The sequence below is a fragment of the Actinomycetospora sp. NBC_00405 genome (genome assembly GCF_036044095.1).
GTDB lineage: Bacteria > Actinomycetota > Actinomycetes > Mycobacteriales > Pseudonocardiaceae > Actinomycetospora > Actinomycetospora callitridis.
Window position 1 is genome coordinate 2,577,706 of sequence record NZ_CP107938.1, and the last position, 18,777, is coordinate 2,596,482.

Genomic DNA, 18,777 nt, shown 5'->3' on the forward strand with positions numbered 1-18,777 from the left:
GCGGACAGGCCGGGGAAGACCTCAGCCGTCCGTTGCAGCGCCACTCGGCAGCTCCCGTTCGCACGTGGTGTGCGATCGATGCCGTGCACCAAGTCCAGCACAGGCCCCATACCCGGTCAACCGCGACGGGCCGGGGGCGGACCGGCCCGACGCGGACCGTCCGTACGGTGACCGGCGTTCGCGCAGGTCGCGACCGCCGTCCGGAGCCGCGGGTCACCCGGGTCACACGTCCCGGCACGCATGGTGATCCACCGCCGGCCGATCCCGGCGACGCGGGCGATCCCGGGCGGGATCGCCGTAGGATGAGTGACGGCAGTTACACCGTTCAGGGAGGCCCCGCCAGTGCTCGGTCAGATGCAGGACTACCCCCTCGCCCTGCCCCACGTCTTCCATCGTGCGGAGCAGATCTTCGGCCACAAGCCGATCACCGGCGTGGGTGCGGGCGGCACGTTGCACCGCAGCGACTACGCGTCCTGGGCCGTCCGGGTCCGCCGCGCCGCCGCCGCGATCGACGCCCTCGGTGTCTCCCCCGAGGGCCGCGTCGGCACCTTCTGCTGGAACAGCCCGGCCCACCTCGAGCTCTACTTCGCGGTGCCGTGCAGCGGGCGCGTGCTGCACACCCTCAACATACGGCTCTTCACCGAGCAGCTGATCTACATCGCGAACCACGCCGAGGACGAGGTCGTCTTCGTCGACCGGTCGCTGTTCCCGCAGTTCTGGCCGCACGTCGACGAGATGACGACCGTCCGCAAGGTCATCGTCATCGACGACGGCGCCGACGTCGCCATCCCCGACGACGAGCGCATCTCCGACTACGACGCCCTGCTCGAGTCCGTCGAGCCCCACGCGGGCCGCTTCGAGATCGCGGACGAGAACCAGGCCGCGGCCATGTGCTACACGTCGGGCACCACCGGCAACCCCAAGGGCGTCGTCTACTCGCACCGCTCGACGGTGCTGCACTCGATCGCCGTGCTCATGGCCGACGTCGCCGGGCTCGTCGAGCGCGACGTGCTGCTGCCGATCGTGCCGATGTTCCACGCCAACGCCTGGGGCACGCCCTACGCAGCGGTGTTCGCCGGCTCGTCGCTGGTCATGCCCGGCCCGAACATGACCCCCAAGGCCATCGCCGGCATCCTGCGCGACCACCACGTCACGGTCACCGCGGGCGTCCCGACGATCTGGATGGGCGTGCTTCCCGAGCTCTCCGAGGGCGACCTCCCCGACCTTCGCCTGCTGCTCTGCGGCGGGTCCGCGGTGCCGAAGTCGCTGTCCGAGGCGTGGCGCAAGAAGATCGGCCTGCCGATCACCCAGGCCTGGGGCATGACCGAGACCAGCCCGATCGCCACCACCGGGGTCCTCAAGACGGTCCACGACGGCCTCTCCGACGACGAGCTCGCCGACGTGCGCGCGATGGCGGGCACGCCCGCGCCGCTGGTCGACCTGCGCATCTGCGACCCGGACTCCGGCGAGGTGCTGCCCTGGGACGGCGAGACCTCCGGCGAGCTGCAGGCCGCCGGGCCCTGGATCGCGGCGTCCTACTACCGCAACGAGGACGGCGGCAAGCAGTACACCGAGGACGGCTGGCTCAAGACCGGGGACGTCGCGGTGATCGACCGCAACGGCTACGTCAAGCTCGTCGACCGCACCAAGGACCTCGTGAAGTCCGGCGGTGAGTGGATCTCGTCGGTCGACCTCGAGAACGAGATCATGTCCCTCGAGGGCGTCGCCGAGGCCGCGGTCATCGCGATCCCCGACGAGAAGTGGTCGGAGCGCCCGCTGGCCTGCGTCGTCCCCGAGCAGGGCGTCGAGCTCACCCGCGAGGCGGTGCTCGAGCACATCGCCTCACGCGTCGCCAAGTGGCAGGTGCCCGACGACGTGGTGTTCATCGACGAGGTGCCCAAGACCTCCACCGGCAAGTTCTCGAAGAAGACCCTGCGGGAGAAGTTCGCGGGTCACCAGGCGCCGGCGAAGGCCTGATCCGGGGGGGCCTGACCTCGGGGGCCCGGGGACACGGACGCCGTCACGGCTCCGGCGTCCCCGGGTCGTCGCGCAGCCGACGTTCGGAGGCGGCGCCCTCGTCGTCGATCTCGCGCTGCTCGCGGTCCGCCAGCTCCCGCGAGCGTCGCAACGCCGCCCGGGAGCGCTCGACCCGCTCGCGGGTCCGCTCGGTCGTCTCCGCCGTGCGCTCGACGGCCTCGCCCGCGCGCTCCAGGAGCCCGGGGCTGTCGAAGCGGAACGCGCGGGCCAGGGTGTCGAGCCGGCCCTCGCGCTCGTCGACCGCGTGCTCGCGGGCGTCGGCGGTGCCTTCCCGGGCGTCGGCGCCCGCCTCGCGGGCGTCGGCCGCTTCCTCCCGGCGGTCGGCGGCGGCGTCGCGGTCCGTGGCGCGGGCGTCCCGCTCGTCGGCGAGCTCCTCCCGACGGGCCCGGTCCGCGCTCCCGCTGCCGCCGGGGGGCGCGCCGCTCATGGCGGCTCCCGCCCGTCGGTGTCGGGTCCGGGCGTCCCGGCCCGACCGTTCCCGTGCCCGTCGACCTGGTCCATGAGCACGATCGCCCCGGTCGGCCCTCGGTGGCGCAGGGTCAGCGGCGAGGCGGAGACCGCGAGCTGGACGGGGCGACCGCGCCGGTTGATCGCCTCGACGCGCAGCGGGTGCTCCGGCGGGCCGTCACCGCCGAGGGCCTGGCGGACCAGGGGGCGCAGGCGCTCGGCGGGCAGGCCGATGTCGAGGTTGAGCAGGTGCTGCCCCACGGTCTCCTCCGACCGCAGGCCCCAGAGGTCGTCGGCGCGGGCGTTCCAGGCCTGGACGATCAGCTCGGTGTCGACCACGACGACGGCGGTGCGCAGGCTGCCCAGGACCGACTCGAGGAAGTCGTTCGCCTCGTCGAGCTGCGTGCCGCGCTGACGGAGCTCGTCGTTCATCGACTGCAGCTCGTCGTTCGTGGACTGGAGCTCCTCGTTGGTCGTCTCCAGCTCCTCGACCGTCGACTGGAGCTCCTCGTTGGTCGTCTCCAGCTCCTCCACCGTGGACTGGAGCTCCTCGTTGGTCGTCTCCAGCTCCTCGACCGTCGACTGGAGCTCCTCGTAGGCGGTCTCGACCTGCCGGTGCGCCGATTGGAGCTCGCCGGTCATCCGCCGGTAGCGGGTGACGTCGGAGAAGAAGATCGCCACCGCCACGCCGCCGCCCTCGTCCGGTTCGAGGGGGGCGACCTGGATGTCGAAGTACAGCGTCTCGGTGGCCGAGCGGGAGAACTCGGCGTCGTGCTGCCACAGCGAGGTGCGGTGGCGCCGGACGTCCTCGAACGACGCCCGCAGCCCGGTGATGCGCTGGCAGAGGTCGAGCTCGGTGAACCGCCGGCCGATCTCGCGGACCGAGACCCCGAGCTGGGCCTCGGCCCGCTGGTTGGCCTTCTCGACGACCTCCTCGGCGTTGATCACGATGGTGGCCAGCGGGCTGACCAGCAGCGTCTCGTCCTCGAGGCGGGCGTCCACCGCGGAGCCTGCGGCGTCCCGCCGGCCGTCGGCGTTGACCGGCCGGCCCGCGGGATCCCCCTGGTCGGCCTTGCGGAAGAACCGCCGCTTGAGGTCGACGGGCAGGAACAGCCTGCTGTGGCTGAGCAGCATCTCGGCCTTGCCGAGGAACAGCGCCCCGGCCGGGCCGAGGGCGAAGTGGAACCGGCGCAGGACCTGCGCCTGCGTCTCGGCGTTGAGGTACATCAGCGTGTTGCGGCAGACGAGCAGGTCCAGCCGGCCGATCGGCGCGTCCTGCACCAGGTCGTTGCGCCCGAAGATGACGCTGTGGCGCAGGTCCCCGCGGAACGTCGCGCGCGACCCGTGGCGCTCGAAGTAGCGCTCGCGCCATTCCTCGGGGACGGCCTGCAGCTCCTTGTCGGTATAGGTGGCCTGGCGTGCCGTGGCCAGGGCGTCCTCGTCGACGTCGGTGGCGTAGACCTTGACGCGCCGGCGGAACTCCTCGGGGCCGACGGCCTCGGCGAGCAGGATCGCCAGCCCGTAGGCCTCCTCGCCGCTGGCGCAGCCGGCCGACCAGACCCGGATGGGTTCGCCCCGTGTCTTCGGCGCCAACAGCTCGGGCAGGATCTCGTTCTGGAGCTCCCGCCACGCCTCGGGATCCCGGAAGAAGCCGGTGACGTTGATCAGGACGGTGTTGAACAGCTGCGTGAACTCGTCCTGGTCGACCTGCAGCCGGTCCAGGTACTCGCCGAAGGTCCCCACCCCGACCTCCTGCATCCGGCGCTCGACGCGACGCTGCAGGCTGGACCGCTTGTAGCCGGTGAAGTCGAAGCCGCGGCTCTCCTTGATGAAGTCGAGAAGAGCTCCGAGCCCCGCGTCGTCGTCCTCGCTCACGGCCGTCCGCTCCCGCTCTCCTCGGGCCCGCGGCGGCGGGCGTCCCCGGCGAGGAGGCTACGCAGGCCGCCGGCGGGCATGGCCCCCGCGGAGGACGTCGGCGCCACGATCTCGCGGAGGACGGCGCCGACGGCGTGCGCGGACGTCACGATCGCTCCCGGGACCCGGTCGAGCGCCGCACAGGGCATCGAGTCGTGGCGCGCCTCCCCGGGCTCCTGCACGATGGCGCTCCCGCCGCGCCGGACGATCTCCAGCATCCCCGCGGCCCCGTCGTCCAGCAGACCGCTCAGCACGACCCCGACGGCCCCGGGCCCGGCCTCGCGGGCGAGCGAGCGGAACAGGGGGTCGACGCCCGGGCGGTGCCCGTCCTCACGGGGCCCGCGGCCCAGGACGACGTGCCCGTCCCGGACCAGCAGGTGGTGGTCCGGCCGCGCCACGACCACGCGGCCGGGCCGGACCGGGGCGCCGTCGCGCGCGTCCTCGACCGGGAGCCGGCACCGCCTCGCCAGCAGCCCCGGGAGCACCGTCGGCGCGGCCGCCGCCTGGTGGAGCACCACGAACAGGGCGACCGGCAGGTCCTCGTCGAGCCCGGCGACCAGGGCCAGCAGCGCCTCGACGCCGCCGGCCGAGGCCCCGACCCCGACCAGCACCCCCACCAGCCCCTCGTCCGCCACGGCCCACCTCCCGGCTGCGGCACCGCCGCCGTCGCCGACGACAGGGGTGCGGCGACCTGCAGGCCGGGCGGTCCACGGGCCGGTCATGGGATCGTAGCGACGACGTCACGACCCGCGCCCGGATTCAGGGTCTCGAGGAGGAGTCCATGGCCGAGAAGGACACCCCCGCAGAGCCCTCCGGGCCGGACGAGAGTGCCGACGCCCTCGACCGCGTGCGGGGCCGCGCCTCCGAGCTCACCACGCGGATCGGGCGTCTGGCGAGCGAGATCGCGGACTCCGAGGAGCGGGTGGCCCGCACCTACGAGGACTCCGCCCGCCTGCGCCCGCACGCCGCGGACCGGCTGCGGGATGCTGCGAAGGAGGCGCGCGACTTCGCCGCGCGGGAGCGCGAGCAGAGCCGCCGGCTCCTCGGTCCCGGGGAGTCCGACGAGCGGGGAGACCGGGGCGACGCGCCGGCGGGCGGACCCTGAGCGTCAGCCCCCGAGCGCGTCCCCGACCAGCTCCCGGGCCACCTGGACGAGCTTGACGTTGCGCTGCTGTGACGACTGGGCGAGGAGGGCGAACGCCCCGTCCGCGTCGAGCCCCTGGCGTGCCATGAGGATGCCCTTGGCCTGCCCGATGACGTCCCGCTGGGACAGGGCGCCCGTCATGGCGTCGATCCGGGCCTGCGCGGCCAACGCCACCGCGACGTAGTCGGCGAAGAGCGCCGCCGTCGCCCGGCTCGCGGCGCCGAAGGCCTCCGCCCGCGCGGCGTAGAGCACCAGCGCGCCGCGCACGGCGGCGCACGAGACGTCGAGGGCGAGCACGCCGCCCACCCCGGCCGCGCGGGCCCGGGCGATGACGTCCGGCCAGCGGGCCTCGACGGCGGTGTCCGGGACGTGGACGCGCCCACCGCTCTCGAGGACCTCGATGCGGGGACCCTCGCCGGCGGCGGTCTGCGCCGCCTCGAGCTCCTCGGCGACGGGGTCGCTCGCCGCCCGCACCGTCGTCACCGTCGTCGCGCCGGCGCGCGCTGCGGTGTGGAGGGCGGCGCGCTCCGCGCCGGGGACGGTCGTCAGGGCACCGGCGACGACGCGCTCGGCCAGCCCCTGGGCGTCGGTGACGTTCCCCAGGTTGCGGGCCGCCGCGCGCAGCGCGTCCGTGGGGGCTGCCGCGACGGCGGGCGGCCCCGACGCCGGGTCCGGTGCCACGGTCGACCCGGCCGCGGTCACCGCCGCGCGGTCCTGCACGCCCCGCCGGGCCTGCCCGGCGCGGTTCACCTCCGCCAGGGTCCGCGTCCGCTCGCGCACCTCGGCGAGCCCTTCCCGGACGCGCTGCGCCTGTTCGCGGGCCAGCGCGGCGCGGGCGCCCGCGATCGAGCGGTTCTCGGCGGCCCCGGCGCCCGGTCCGGCGACGCCGGTGTCGGGACGGGGTCCGCCGGCGGCCCCCGCGTCACCGACGTCGCGGCGGAGGCGGTCGATCAGGTCGATCAGCTCGTCGAGCTCGTGTCCGACGTCCACGTCGTCACCTTCCTCGTCCGACGGCGCGGCCCGGCCCACGGCCGGCACGGAGAGAGCTGAGCCCGGTCCGTTCCCGCGCCCGTCCATTGCAACGCACCACCGGGTGCCGGGGCCACCGCCGCCGGGCGGATGACGATGGCCCCGCCGGTCGTGACGACCGCCGGCGGGGCCGCCCCGATCAGCCTGGTTCGGTCGGCCGCGCGGCCGGGCCGCCCGGGTTGGTGACCGAGGACTCCTCCCCGCGCTCCCGCTTGCCGAGCACCGAGTTCCGGCGGGAGTAGGCGAAGTAGATCGCGACGCCGAGGACCATCCACACGATGAACCGGATCCACGTCTCGACGGTCAGGTTCAGCATCAGCCAGAGGCAGCTGAGCACCGCGAGCGTGGCCACCAGCGGCAGGGCCTTGACCGTGAAGGTCCGGTGCAGGTCGGGTCGGTTGCGCCGCAGGTAGACCGTCCCGACCGCGACCAGGATGAAGGCGAACAGCGTGCCGATGTTGACCATCGACTCGAGCTCGTCGATCGGGAAGAAGCCGGCCAGCACGGCGCAGAGCACACCGATGATGATCGTGATCGTCACCGGGGTGCCCCGGGAGCCCGTCTGCGCGAGATTGCGCGGGAGCAGCCCGTCGCGGCTCATCGCGTAGAACACCCGGCTCTGCCCGAGCATGAGCACCATGACCACGGTGGTCAGGCCCGCGAGGGCGCCGACGGAGATGATCGTGGACGCCCAGTCCGCACCGACGAGCGTGAACGCCGTCGCCAGGGTGGCGCTCTCCTCGCTGCCGGGCGGCGTCGCCAGCTGGGTGTAGTTGACCATGCCCACCAGCACGAGCGAGACGGCGACGTAGAGGACGGTGACGACGCCGAGCGAGCCGAGGATCCCGCGGGGCAGGTCCTTCTGCGGGTTCTTGGTCTCCTCCGCGGTGGTCGAGACCGCGTCGAAGCCGATGAAGGCGAAGAAGACCAGCGACGCGCCTGCCAGCAGGCCGTAGATGCCGAAGGTCGAGCCCTCGCTGCCCGCGATGAGCGACAGCAGCGACGCGTCGGCCCCGCCGCCGCTCTCCTGCTCGCCCCCGGGCGGCGGGATGAACGGGGTGTAGTTCGCGGCCTGCACGTAGAAGAGCCCGACCACGATGACGAGCAGCACCACGAGCACCTTGATCGAGGTGATGATCGTCGAGACCCGGCTCGAGAGCTTGATGCCGAGCACGAGGACGACGGTGAGGGCGCCGATGACCAGCACGGCGCCCCAGTCGAACGTCACCGGGCCCAGCTCGAGGGACGCGGCGGTGCTGCTGCCCCCGAACAGCTCGCCGAGGTACTGCGCCCAGCTCTTCGACACGACGGCCGCGCCGAGGGCGTACTCGAGGATGAGGTCCCAGCCGATGATCCAGGCGATGAACTCGCCGAACGTGGCGTAGGAGAACGTGTAGGCACTGCCCGCCACCGGCACCGTCGAGGCGAACTCGGCGTAGCAGAGGCCCGCGAACCCGCAGGCGATCGCGGCGATGACGAACGAGATCGCGATGGCCGGGCCGGTGATGTCGCCGGCGACGCGCGCGGTGATGGTGAAGATGCCGGCACCGATGAGCACCGCGACGCCGAAGACGGTGAGGTCGAAGGCGCCGAGCTCGCGGCGGAGCTTGCTGCCCGGCTCGTCGGTGTCCGCGATGGACTGTTCCACCGACTTGGTCCGGAAGAGCCCGCCTTGCGGCTGGGTCGACGTCATGGGCACTCCTGAAGGTCCGACCGGTCCGTCCGTGGTCGGCGGCACCCTACGCCCGCAGACCCCCGGTATGACCACGGAGACGACCAGAACCGTGACGGCGAGTTCACCTCGCTGCGCCGGCGGGACGCAGCGGCTCGGCCGGTCAGCCCGCGCGGTCCGGCGTCGGGTCGAGTGCCTCGCCGACCGGGGATCCGTCGGAACGATCGAGGTCGGGCTCGAGGTAGATCAGCCGGGCCTCCGGCACCGCGTCGCGCAGGCGCGCCTCGGCGTGGTCGATCGCCTCGGCGACCGTCTCGGTCGGCAGCGACGAGGACACCGCGATCTTGGCGGCGACCAGCAGCTCCTCGGGACCGAGGTACTGGGTGCGCAGGTGGATCACCCGCTCGACGGGCCCGCCGACCAGCGCGCCGGTGATCGTGCGGACCAGCGGCGGCGACGCGCCCTCGCCGATGAGCAGGCTCTTCGTCTCGACGATGAGGATGACCGCGATGACGCCCAGCAGGACGCCGATGCAGATCGTCCCGATCGCGTCGAAGACGACGTTGCCGGTCAGGACGGACAGCCCGACGCCCGCGAGGGCCAGGACCAGGCCGATGAGGGCGCCGAGGTCCTCGAGGAGGACGACGGGCAGCTCGGGGTTGACCGAGGTGCGGATGAAGCCCCACCACGACTGGTCGCCCTTGAGCTCCTGCGACTCCTTGATGGCGGTGCGAAAGCTGTAGGTCTCCAGGGCGATCGCGACGACGAGGATGGCCACGGCGACGAACGGGCTGGTGAGGTCCTCGGAGCCCGCCGTGAGCTTGTGGATGCCCTCGTAGAGGGCGAACACCGAGCCGAGGCTGAAGATCAGCAGCGCCACGATGAACGAGTAGAAGAAGCGGTCGCGCCCGTAGCCGAAGGGGTGCGACCGGTCGGCCTCGCGCCGCGCCCGCCTGCGTCCGAACAGCAGGAGCCCCTGGTTGCTCGTGTCGGCCACCGAGTGCACGCCCTCGGCGAGCATCGAGGACGAGCCGGTGATCGCGAAACCGACGAACTTGGCGACGGCGATGCCGGCGTTGGCCGCGAGCGCGGCGACGATCGCCTTGCCGCCTCCGGATGCGGACACGGGGTGCCTCCAGGGGATGGACCGGGCCGGTGTGGGTTCGCCGTGAAGGCTAACCCCCGGGGGCCTCGAGCCCGTCCGCCGCCGCGAACGCCAGCGCCGGGCCGTCGACCGGAGCGATCGTCACCGGCCCGTCGCACGCCGGGATCCAGGCCGCGGACCCCTGCGACACCTCGTGGCAGCGCCCGGCCGCCGTGCGCAGCCGCACGGTGCCGCGCACGGTGACGACGATCCGCGGCCCCTCGAGGCCGAGGTCGGCGGGTCCGGCCTGGCGCTCGTCGATGGCCCCCTCGTCGAAGTGCCCCTCCTCGAAGTCACAGCGGGCGAGGGTGAAGAACTCCGACGGCGCGTAGCGGGTGACGGGGCCCTTGCCCTCCCCGCGCAGCAGCGTCGGCAGGCCGGGCGCGAAGTCGAGCACCCGCAGCAGCTCGGGCACGTCGACGTGCTTCGGGGTCAGCCCGCAGCGCAGGACGTTGTCGGAGTTGGCCATCAGTTCGACGCCGGCGCCCGACAGGTAGGAGTGCGGGGACCCCGCCGGCTGGTAGAGGCACTCCCCCGGCGCGAGCGTCACCCGGTTGAGCAGCAGCGCCGCGAGCACCCCGGCGTCGCCGGGGTAGCGCTCGCCGAGGTCGAGCAGGGTCCGCGCCTCGCCGGTGAACTCGCCGCGGGCGCGGACGTGGGCGACGCAGCCGTCGAGCAGCGCGGGCACCAGCTCGTCGACCGCCCGCTGAGGCAGCGTGATCCACGTGGTGAACACCGCGCGCAGGCCGTCGCCGTCGGGCTGGGCGGCGAGCAGGCCGGCGTGGTGCTCGAGCGCCCGCACGTCGAGTGCCTTCAGCAGGCGCACGGTCGTCGCGGCCTCCCGGAACCCGGCGAGGGCGTGGAACTCGGTGAGCGCGCAGAGCAGCTCGGGCTTGGGCAGCGGGTCGGGGTAGTTGCGCTCCGCGGCCGTGCGGGGCACGCCCGCGGCCTCCTCGCGGGCCCAGCCGGCGGCCGCCTGCTCCGCCGAGGGGTGGGCCTGGAGGCTCAGCGGCTCCTCGGCGGCGAGCACCTTGAGCAGGTAGGGCAGCCGGTCGGACCACCGCTCGCGACGCCCCGGGCCGAGCCCGCCCGCCGGGTCGTCGGCCAGCGCGTCGGCCAGGTTCGTCCCGCGGCCCGTCAGGTGCGACGGCTCGTCGCGGTGCGCGCCGAGCCACAGCTCGGCCTGCGGGTGGGGGGAGGGGACCTCCTCGCCGAGCAGCTCGGCCAGGTGCGTGCGGGAACCCCACGCGTACGTGCGCACGCTGCCCCTGAGGGTCTCCACGGACGTGCCTCTCTGGTCGGGACGGGGGACGTGACGCGACTCAGCTGTGGACGCCCGGCACCCGCGCGCCAAGCGCGAGGCCGAGGTACACCGCGGTGAAGTCCAGCCGGGTGGCCAGCACGGCCGCGCGCATCGCGTCCGCGACGGGGCCCTCGCCGGCCAGGTCGACGTCGTCGATCTCCAGCACGTCGGCCCCCGGATGACGGGCACCGAGGTCGGCGACCAGCCGCCGCACCGCGAGGTCCTCGCGGGCGGCGAGCAGCACCAGCCGCGGCGGCGGAGCCGCCGGGGACGGGTCGTCGAAGGGGTCGGCGAAGATCGACGCCTCCCCGGAGGTCTCCTGCAGCCGGGCCCGCAGCGCCGGCTGGGTGGTCGCGGCCGCCACCGAGGTGGCCTGGGCGACGACCCCGGCGTGCGTGGCCAGCACCGTCGCGCCGTACCCGGCGAGCAGGGCGGCGACGGGGTCGGCGCCCCACAGCAGCGGCGTGCGCTCGGCCAGGCGCAGCGCGAGGCTCTTCGCCGGGTTGACGAACGCCTCGCCGCGCGGGCCGTCGCGCTCCGCCTCGGCGTCGAGCCGGTCGGCGAGCACGTCGAGGTCGAGGTCGAGCAGCTCCAGCGCCCGGGCGACGGCGAGGCCCGTGGCCAAGACCGTCGCGGTATCGAGGCCGTCGAGGTCCTCCCCCGGCACGCCGAGCGTCATCCGGGGCACGACGGCGAGCGCCCGGCCCGCGCCGGCGGCGGCCGCGGGCCCCTCGCCGGGGCCGGCGAGCACGACGTGGGCCCCCCGCCGCACGGCACGGTGCACGGACTCGGCGACGTCCGCCTCGACCGGGTCGCCCTCGCGCCCGCGATGGGTGGCCACGACGACGTCGAGCGGCCCGAGCCACGGCGGCGCCACGCCGGTGACGATCACCGGGAGCGGGGCCGTCGGCGTCAGGAGGGCGGCGAGCAGGCGGCACGCGGACTCGGTGGTGCCCGGGTGGGTCAGCAGGACCAGCGCGCGCGGGCGCAGGCCGGCGAGATCGCCGGGCACCCCGACGTCACGGGCGGCCGCCCACGTCGCGCGCACCTGGGCGCCCGCGGTCGCCACCGCGCGCAGCACCCCGTCGTGGTCGGCGGCGAGCAGGCGCGGCTCGTCGGAGAGGAGGGCGTCGTCGAGCACGCGCTCACCCCTGAACTGCGGTGGCCGGTCCCCCGGTCGCCTCGGACAACAGCAGGACCGGGATGCCGTCGGTGACCGGGTAGCGCCGGTCGCACGACGTGCAGGTGAGGGCGGCGGCCTCGGGGTCGTCGGGCGTCCCGGGGCGCAGCGTGCCGTGGTCGGGCGCGGGGCACGCCAGGATGTCGAGCAGGTCGGGGTCCAGGCCGAGCGGCATTCGGGGTCTCCTCTGAAGTCCGGATCAGCCGCGCACGAGCGCGAGGACCTCGTCGCGCAGCGCGGCGACGGCGTCGTCGTCGGCGGCCTCGACGTTGAGCCGCAGCAGCGGCTCGGTGTTCGACGGGCGCAGGTTGAACCAGCTGTTGTCGGGCAGCACGACGGTGAGGCCGTCGAGGTCGTCGGTGGTGACGCCGTCCCGGGCCCCGAAGTCCTGCTCCACCTCCGCCATCACGGCGGCGGCGTCGGAGACCTCCGAGTTGATCTCGCCGGAGGCGGCGTAGCGGTCGTACTGCGCCATCAGCTCGGACAGCGGCTCGTCCTGCTCCCCCAGCGCGGCCAGCACGTGCAGGGCGGCGAGCATGCCCGAGTCGGCGTTCCAGAAGTCGCGGAAGTAGTAGTGCGCCGAGTGCTCGCCGCCGAAGACCGCGCCGGTGTCGGCCATCGTCGCCTTGATGAACGAGTGGCCCACGCGGCTGCGTTCGGGCGTGCCGCCGGCCTCGCTGATGAGCTCGGGGACCGCGCGCGAGGTGATGAGGTTGTGGATGACGGTCGAGCCCGGGTGCTTCGCGAGCTCCCGCGTCGCCACGAGCGCGGTGATCGCGCTGGGGCTCACCGCGTCGCCCTTCTCGTCGATCAGGAAGACGCGGTCGGCGTCGCCGTCGAAGGCGAGCCCCGCGTCGACGCGGCCGAGGGTGACCACCTTGCGCTGCAGGTCGACGAGGTTGTCCGGGTCCAGCGGGTTCGCCTCGTGGTTGGGGAACGAGCCGTCGAGCTCGAAGTACAGCGGCTCGATCTCGAGCGGCAGCGGGTCCATCACCGCGGGCACCGTGTAGCCGGCCATGCCGTTGCCCGCGTCGACGACGAGCGACATCGAGCGGAGGCCCGAGAGGTCGACCAGCGAGCGCAGGAAGGCCGCGTAGTCGGCGAGCATGTCGCGGTGGCTGACCGTGCCGCGCGTCTCGACGTCACCCGGTACCGCGCCGGCGCCGCGGTCGAGCAGCGCGGCGATCTCGTCGAGCCCGGTGTCCTGCCCGACGGGCGACGCCCCGGCCCGGCAGAGCTTGATGCCGTTGTAGGTCGCCGGGTTGTGGCTCGCGGTGAACATGGCGCCGGGCATCTCGAGCGCGCCGGACGCGTAATACATCATGTCCGTGCTGGCCAGGCCGATGTGGACGACGTCGACGCCGAGCGCCGTGACGCCCTCGGCGAACGCCTCCGCCAGCCCCGGGGAGGACTCGCGCATGTCGTGCGCGACGACGACCGCCCCGCCGTTGCCGAGGCCCGAGCCGGTGCCGTCCGCCTGCTCGTCGAGCAGGATGCGCGCGAAGGCCGCGCCCACGTCACGGACGAAGGTCTCGTCGAGCTGGGAGCCCACGAGACCGCGGATGTCGTAGGCCTTGACGACCTGGTCGATCACCTGGGCGCGGTCCGGGGTCGTGTCCGCTGCAGTGGCCACCCCCTGAGCCTATCGGCCGGTGCCGGGGGGCTGCGCCCGCCGGGCGGGCACGTCCGTCGAACGGTGCGCCGAGCTGCGGCCCGCGGGAGAGATCCTCAGGACCCGGCGGGGTCGGGCAGGACCCGGAGGTGGCCGCGCCGGCCCGTGGAGCCGGCGGGCATACCCGCCGCGAGGCCCGGCGGCATGGCGGCGGGGGGTCCCGGGGGCCCCGGGGACAAGGCCGCGCCCGACCCCGAGGCGGCGGCCGCGCCGCGCCCCGCGGTGACCCGCGTGCGTCCGTCGCGGCTCTCCTCCCGCGGGCGGTCGGCCCGCCCGGCCTCGCGGACCGCCTCGGCGAGGGCGGTGAGGTCGTCGGCGGAGGGCTCGGCCGGGAACTCGCCCTCGTACCGGACGACCTCCCATCCGCGGGGGGCGGTCAGACGCACGGCGTGGCGTTCGCAGAGGTCGTAGGAGTGCGGTTCGGCGCTCGTCGCCAGCGGCCCGACCACGGCAGTCGAGTCCGAATAGACATAGGTCAGGGTGGCCACGGCCGCGTGACCACACCCGGTCCGTGAGCACTTCCGTACTCCTCGCACGGACCGAACGATAGCCCGGTCGCCCGCATTGATCGTGCAGGCGCGCGGGGCGCGTCGGCCCCGTGGGGGTGAGGCCCGCGTAGGCTCCGGCACGTGACGAGGAGCGCGAGCCGTCGGGGCCCCACCCCGTCGTCCGGAGCGCGTCGGCGGCGCCGTGACCGGCGGGGACGCGGGCTGCGGATGCCGCTCTACCCGTCCGGCTCCCCCGCCGCCCGCACGCGTGCCGAGCGGTTCGACGCCCTCGTGCTCGAGGCGCTCGAGCCGATCGAGGAGCGCTGGAGCGCCGAGCTCGCGGATCTCGACGTGGCCGTGGACGACGTCCCCGAGGTGCCGTCGGGCTCCGAGCGCTCGCCGGTGGAGGACGACGCGGTGCTCGGCGACGGCGAGGTGCCGCTCGCGCGACTCGTCCCCGCGGGCATGGACCGCCGCGGCGCGGTGACCCGCGCCCGCATCGTGCTCTACCGCCGTCCGCTCGAGGCGCGCGCGCTCGACGGCGAGGACCTCGCCGACCTGCTGCACGACGTCCTCGTCGAGCAGGTGGCGGGCTACCTGGGCGTCGAGCCCGACACCATCGCGGGCGAGGAGTAGGGCTAGAAGGTGTGGTGGACGGCCTCGACGTTGTGGCCGTCGGGGTCGCGGAGGAACACGGCGTAGTAGCCCGGGTGGTACTCGGGGAAGATCCTCGGCGCGTGGAGCACCTCGGCGCCGTGCGCCAGGGCCGCCTCGTGCACCGCGTCCACCGCCGCGCGGTCCGGGGCCGCGAACGCGACGTGCAGCTCCTGCTCGACCGCGCCGCCCGGCGCGAGCCAGAAGCCGGCGTGGCCGCCGCCCGCGGACAGGCCGACCACCTCCGGGGCGCCGGGCGGGCCGGTGGGGATGCGGACGGCCACCGCCATGCCGAGCGGGGCGAAGGCGGCGGTGTAGAAGGCGACGGAGGTCTCGACGTCGCTGCTGGGGAAACCGAGGTGGTCGAACACGGTCGTGACCCTAGGGGTGACCCCCGACACCCCTCAGCGAGCCGCTGCTAGTCGAGACGGGTCCGCGACGGCAGGGCCGAGAGCGCCGTGAACAGCACGAGCGCCAGCTGCAGGAGCAGGAGCAGCAGCCGGGCGGTGTCGTCGCGCCCGACGACCACGGGTCCACCGGCGTCCCCGACGGGCACGCCGACGAGGTGGCCCCAGGCGGGGACGACGGCCACGGGCGCGCCGCCGACCGTCGCGGCCCACCCCGACTCGAGCTCGGCGGCCACCACGAGCAGCCGGCGGTCGGCGCCCGGCGAGACGCGCACCCCGACGGTCGGCAGGTCCGACGGCACCGGAGTGAGGCCCGCGGGACGCCGCGGGGCCGCGCGGGCCTCGGTGGCGTCGTCCGAGACCGGCGGCTCGAGCAGCACCGCGCCGCCCACCGGGAGCGCGACCCGGGCGACGGGCCGCCCGTCGGAGGCCGGCGGGGCGTCGCCGAGCAGGGGCCCGGCCGAGGTGCGCACCGAGCGCGCGGTCTGCTCGTCGGGCAGGACCACGGCACCGGTCCCGGCCGTGGCGAGCTCGGCCACGCCGGCCTGCACGGTGGCCGGGTCGCCCGAGAGCAGCGCGCGCACGTCGCGCTGCAGCCGGGCGGGCGCGGCGCCGACCGGGGCGAAGTCGTCGTCGCCGTAGCGCGGCAGCGCCGGGCCCGACCGCCGGGTGGTGTCCGCGTCGCGGGTGAGGACGACGACGCCGGCGCCGCTGCGCGCGAGCTCGTCGGCGAGCGGGGCGGCGAGGGTGGCCGGGCGCGTGGCGGCGAGCGGTCCGGCCCCGCCGCCGAGGACGGTGACCACGGCCAGCGCCACCACGGCGAGCGCGAGCACCGGCACCGCGACGCCCCGCACCCGCTCGGTGCGGTCGTCCCCGCGGTCGCGCGACCGGAACCGGCTCGCGAGGCCCGTCGCGCTCGCGCCCACGCGCTCGGCGGCGTCCGAGAGGCGACCGCCGAACCCCGCACCGCCGAGGTCGAGCTCGGACTCGCCGCGGCGGTCCGGCGCGCGGCCGCTGCGCTCGCGCCGCCCGAGGAGCTGGCCGAGCGGCTCGGCCCGTGCGGCCGCGACCTGGGCGAGCAGGCTCCACAGCGCCCCGCACGCCGCCAGCGCGAGCGCGGGACCGGTCCAGCCCGGGCGCGCGTCACCGCCCGAGAGCGGCGGCAGCGCGAAGGAGCCGACCAGCGCCGCGGCGCCGACCCCGAGCAGCAGGAGCGCGAGCCCCGGTACCGCCGCCCGGCGGGGCGCGAGCAGCGCGCCGCCGACCGCGACGAGGACGAGCAGCAGGCCCGCCCACGGGACCGTCCCCGGCCCGCCGGGGTCGAGCGAGAGGATGTCGAGGGCGCCCGCGAACCGCTCGGCGACCGGGGCGCCGGTGCCGTGCAGGAGGATCTCGGGGGCGGTGAGCAGCACCGTCGGCCACGGCAGGAGCAGCAGCACCGGCAGGACGACGATCACGGCCAGCGCCATCGCGCGGCGCCCCGCCGCCCGCGGCGGCGAGGGCACGAGCACGAAGCCGACCACCACGACGACGAGCACGAGCGCGTACACGAGCGGCGCGAAGGCGCCGACGACGGCGAGCGCCAGCGCGGTGCCCGCCGCGGTGCTCCACCAGGAGCCGCGACGACCGGACACGCGCACCCCGCGCAGCACGGCGAGGACGCCGGCGAGCACGAGCGGCAGCAGCACCACGGTGACGACGCCGTCGAGCCGGCCCTGCGCCACCGCGCCGCCCGCCACCCCGAGCAGCGCGTAGACGGCGCCGGCGAGCGCGCGCAGGACCCGGCCGACCCGCAGCTCGCGGGTCGCGAGGTACGCCGAGAGACCGGCGAGGGGCAGCGCCGCGAGCAGCAGGAGCGAGACCGCCGCCGGCGGTCCGCCCAGCGGCGTCAGCGGGCCCCCGAGCACCCCGACCACGGCCAGCGCGGCGGGCGCCGGCGCGCCGGTGCCGCCGGCGGCCGGGTGCCACACCGCGAGGTAGGACGACCACAGCTCGCGCAGCCCCGGGACCTCGGCGATCCGCCCGCCGGCGAGCGTGAGGCCCAGCCGGGACCACTGCGTGACCAGGGCGACGAGCGTCAGGCCGACGACGAGCAGCAGCGGCGGGGCCAGCAGGAGCTCGCGCGCGACCCGTCCCGCGGTGACGGGGACGACGACCACCCGCTCGCCGGGCGCTGTCGGGGGGTCCTCCCGGCCCTGGCCAGGAGCAGCGTCGGGACGACCCTCGGCGCGCGGGGCCGGGGTGGGGGCCGGTCCCGCGGGGGCCGCGTCGGCCGGGGCGCGGGGTCCCGGCAGGGCCACCGCCAGGGACTCGCCGGGGCGGCGCAGGCCCGCGGTCCGGCGCGTGCTGCGGGTGCTGCGCGGCAGGGCGGCGCCGACGGCCAGCGCGCCGGGTCCGACGGCCGGGCGCCGGGCGGCGTCACCGTCGTCGGCGGCCGAGCTGTCGGGTGTGGGGCCGTCCGCCCGCGACTCCCGCTCCGCCCACTCGGGCAGCCGCCCGAGCGCGAGCTCGTCGGCGAGGCGGCCGCGCACGAGCGAGGTCAGCCCGCCGCGCACGGCGTTGCGCAGCCGCGTGGTGCGGCTCGTGAGCAGTCCCCGCAGCTCGCGAGGCAGGGCCGTCGCCCCGGTGCTGCGCCGGCGGCGGGCGTCGGCGAGGTCGGCGATGCCCGGCCCGGACCCCAGCACCCGCGACAGGCCGGCGAGCTCGGCGCCCGCGGCCCGCGCCCGGCGCACGAGCAGCAGGCCCAGGGCGCGGAGCACGGCGAGCACGGGCAGGCGCGCGAGACCGAGCACGAAGGCGGGCGACGAGCAGTTGGCCAGGAAGGTCCGGACGCCGTGGGCCCGGTCGGTGGCGCGGTAGCGGTGGTCGACCCCTGCGGTGTCCAGCGGGCGGGTGCGGCCGGAGAGCGCGCGGGCGTGGCGCAGCCGGGCCGAGGGGGCGCAGAGCACGAGGCCGCCGGCGCGGTTGACCCGCCAGCCGTAGTCCACGTCTTCGCGCAGCAGGCCCAGGGCCGTGTCGTAGCCGCCGAGCCCGTCCCACTCGCGGCGGCGCATCAGCGAGCCCGCGGACCCGACGGCGAGGACCTCGGAGTTCGTCGCGAACTGGCCCATGTCGAGCTCGTCGGCCCCGATGCCGGTCTGCCGCGACCCCGACGCGTCGATGGACACACCGGCCTCGACCACGAGCCGGGGCTCGTCCCAGTCGAGGCACAGGGGGCCGAGCACGGCGGCCGACGGCGAGGCGTCGGCGACGGAGAGCAGGACCTCGAGGCAGTCCGGGGCCGGGGCGGCGTCGTCGTGCAGGACCCACAGCCAGTCGCCCGACCCGGAGGGACCTGCGCCTTCGGCGTTGCGACCCCAGCGGCGGTCGGCGTCGTCGACCGCGGTGTGCACGGCCTCGGCGAACCCGGTGTCGCGCGGCATGCGCAGCACGACGTCGACCTGGTTGCTCGCCGCGAGCAGCCCGGAGGTGCCGTCGGTGGAGCCCGTGTCGACGGCGATCACCCAGCGCGGCCTGCGGGTCAGGCGCGCCAGGGAGTCCAGGGCCGTGGGCAGCCAGAACTCGCCGTCGTGGCACACCAGCACCGCGAGGACGGGCGAGGTTCCAGCCACCGACGAGCCGCCCTTCCCTCGGGCGACCTCCCCGCGGGGCGCCCCTGCACCGGTCCGGCCGCCGAGAGTAGGGCC

At 75.5% G+C, this 18,777-nt stretch carries 16 protein-coding genes; 3 read left to right on the forward strand and 13 right to left on the reverse strand.

Features of this window, described 5'->3' with window-relative positions; genetic code table 11:
* Positions 1 to 342: 342 nt before the first annotated feature.
* Positions 343 to 1,977, forward strand: a complete 1,635-nt coding sequence (locus OG774_RS12670) for a long-chain fatty acid--CoA ligase (protein ID WP_328309899.1) — start codon at positions 343 to 345, stop codon at positions 1,975 to 1,977.
* A gap of 43 nt (positions 1,978 to 2,020) precedes the next feature.
* On the opposite strand, the gene OG774_RS12675 is transcribed toward OG774_RS12670, so the two are convergent.
* Genes OG774_RS12675 through OG774_RS12685 form a run of 3 tightly spaced genes read right to left on the reverse strand, consistent with a single transcriptional unit; the run spans position 2,021 to position 5,033 of the window.
* Positions 2,021 to 2,464: a hypothetical protein gene (locus tag OG774_RS12675; protein ID WP_328309901.1), complete on the reverse strand. Its 444-nt coding sequence runs from the start codon at positions 2,462 to 2,464 to the stop codon at positions 2,021 to 2,023.
* Positions 2,461 to 4,359 (reverse strand): CheR family methyltransferase, encoded by a 1,899-nt coding sequence (locus OG774_RS12680; RefSeq protein WP_328309903.1) that lies wholly within the window; start codon positions 4,357 to 4,359, stop codon positions 2,461 to 2,463. The genes OG774_RS12675 and OG774_RS12680 overlap by 4 nt, the downstream gene beginning before the upstream one ends.
* Positions 4,356 to 5,033, reverse strand: coding sequence for a chemotaxis protein CheB (locus OG774_RS12685; protein WP_328309905.1), 678 nt, complete (start codon positions 5,031 to 5,033; stop codon positions 4,356 to 4,358). Before OG774_RS12685 ends, OG774_RS12680 begins: the two co-directional genes overlap by 4 nt.
* A gap of 146 nt (positions 5,034 to 5,179) precedes the next feature.
* On the opposite strand from OG774_RS12685, the gene OG774_RS12690 reads away from it, so the two are divergent.
* On the forward strand, positions 5,180 to 5,503 hold the full coding sequence (locus OG774_RS12690; RefSeq protein ID WP_328309907.1) for a hypothetical protein: 324 nt from the start codon (positions 5,180 to 5,182) through the stop codon (positions 5,501 to 5,503).
* Positions 5,504 to 5,506: 3 nt separating this feature from the next.
* Here the strand turns inward: OG774_RS12690 and OG774_RS12695 are convergent, their stop codons facing one another.
* The 8 genes from OG774_RS12695 to OG774_RS12730 all read right to left on the reverse strand — a co-directional run bounded on the left by OG774_RS12695 (position 5,507) and on the right by OG774_RS12730 (position 14,078).
* The gene (locus OG774_RS12695) at positions 5,507 to 6,532 is read right to left on the reverse strand and encodes an ANTAR domain-containing protein (RefSeq protein WP_328309909.1); all 1,026 of its coding nucleotides are present in this window, start codon (positions 6,530 to 6,532) and stop codon (positions 5,507 to 5,509) included.
* A gap of 178 nt (positions 6,533 to 6,710) precedes the next feature.
* Complete coding sequence (locus tag OG774_RS12700; protein WP_328309911.1) at positions 6,711 to 8,264, reverse strand: amino acid permease; 1,554 nt, start codon at positions 8,262 to 8,264, stop codon at positions 6,711 to 6,713.
* A 142-nt stretch (positions 8,265 to 8,406) separates the two neighbouring features.
* Complete coding sequence (locus OG774_RS12705) at positions 8,407 to 9,369, reverse strand: cation diffusion facilitator family transporter (protein ID WP_328309913.1); 963 nt, start codon at positions 9,367 to 9,369, stop codon at positions 8,407 to 8,409.
* A gap of 49 nt (positions 9,370 to 9,418) precedes the next feature.
* The gene (gene manA / locus OG774_RS12710; RefSeq protein WP_442873984.1) at positions 9,419 to 10,669 is read right to left on the reverse strand and encodes a mannose-6-phosphate isomerase, class I; all 1,251 of its coding nucleotides are present in this window, start codon (positions 10,667 to 10,669) and stop codon (positions 9,419 to 9,421) included.
* A 40-nt stretch (positions 10,670 to 10,709) separates the two neighbouring features.
* Positions 10,710 to 11,831 (reverse strand): SIS domain-containing protein, encoded by a 1,122-nt coding sequence (locus OG774_RS12715; protein ID WP_328309916.1) that lies wholly within the window; start codon positions 11,829 to 11,831, stop codon positions 10,710 to 10,712.
* 4 nt (positions 11,832 to 11,835) lie between these two features.
* Complete coding sequence (locus OG774_RS12720; RefSeq protein WP_274189620.1) at positions 11,836 to 12,045, reverse strand: Trm112 family protein; 210 nt, start codon at positions 12,043 to 12,045, stop codon at positions 11,836 to 11,838.
* A gap of 24 nt (positions 12,046 to 12,069) precedes the next feature.
* Complete coding sequence (locus OG774_RS12725) at positions 12,070 to 13,503, reverse strand: phosphomannomutase/phosphoglucomutase (RefSeq protein ID WP_328309919.1); 1,434 nt, start codon at positions 13,501 to 13,503, stop codon at positions 12,070 to 12,072.
* Positions 13,504 to 13,598: 95 nt separating this feature from the next.
* Positions 13,599 to 14,078, reverse strand: a complete 480-nt coding sequence (locus OG774_RS12730) for a DUF3499 domain-containing protein (protein WP_328309921.1) — start codon at positions 14,076 to 14,078, stop codon at positions 13,599 to 13,601.
* Between the two features lie 180 nt (positions 14,079 to 14,258).
* Between OG774_RS12730 and OG774_RS12735 the strand changes: the two genes are divergently transcribed.
* On the forward strand, positions 14,259 to 14,666 hold the full coding sequence (locus tag OG774_RS12735; RefSeq protein WP_274193662.1) for a metallopeptidase family protein: 408 nt from the start codon (positions 14,259 to 14,261) through the stop codon (positions 14,664 to 14,666).
* 2 nt (positions 14,667 to 14,668) lie between these two features.
* Here the strand turns inward: OG774_RS12735 and OG774_RS12740 are convergent, their stop codons facing one another.
* Together OG774_RS12740 and OG774_RS12745 are read right to left on the reverse strand one after the other, a co-directional pair.
* Positions 14,669 to 15,055 carry a VOC family protein gene (locus OG774_RS12740; RefSeq protein ID WP_328309923.1) on the reverse strand — a complete coding sequence of 129 codons (387 nt, stop codon included), beginning with the start codon at positions 15,053 to 15,055 and terminating at the stop codon, positions 14,669 to 14,671.
* Between the two features lie 47 nt (positions 15,056 to 15,102).
* Entirely contained in the window at positions 15,103 to 18,702 is a 3,600-nt protein-coding gene (locus tag OG774_RS12745) for a glycosyltransferase family 2 protein (protein ID WP_328309924.1), read from the reverse strand.
* Between the last annotated feature and the right edge of the window lie 75 nt (positions 18,703 to 18,777).

What these genes read in the sequence shown, in the direction of transcription:
- OG774_RS12720 (WP_274189620.1), bottom strand. Translation starts at nt 12,045, where the DNA reads ATGCCGCTCGGCCTGGACCCCGACCTGCTCGACATCCTGGCGTGCCCC.
- OG774_RS12690 (WP_328309907.1), top strand. Translation starts at nt 5,180, where the DNA reads ATGGCCGAGAAGGACACCCCCGCAGAGCCCTCCGGGCCGGACGAGAGT.
- OG774_RS12675 (WP_328309901.1), bottom strand. Translation starts at nt 2,464, where the DNA reads ATGAGCGGCGCGCCCCCCGGCGGCAGCGGGAGCGCGGACCGGGCCCGT.
- OG774_RS12735 (WP_274193662.1), top strand. Translation starts at nt 14,259, where the DNA reads ATGCCGCTCTACCCGTCCGGCTCCCCCGCCGCCCGCACGCGTGCCGAG.
- OG774_RS12700 (WP_328309911.1), bottom strand. Translation starts at nt 8,264, where the DNA reads ATGACGTCGACCCAGCCGCAAGGCGGGCTCTTCCGGACCAAGTCGGTG.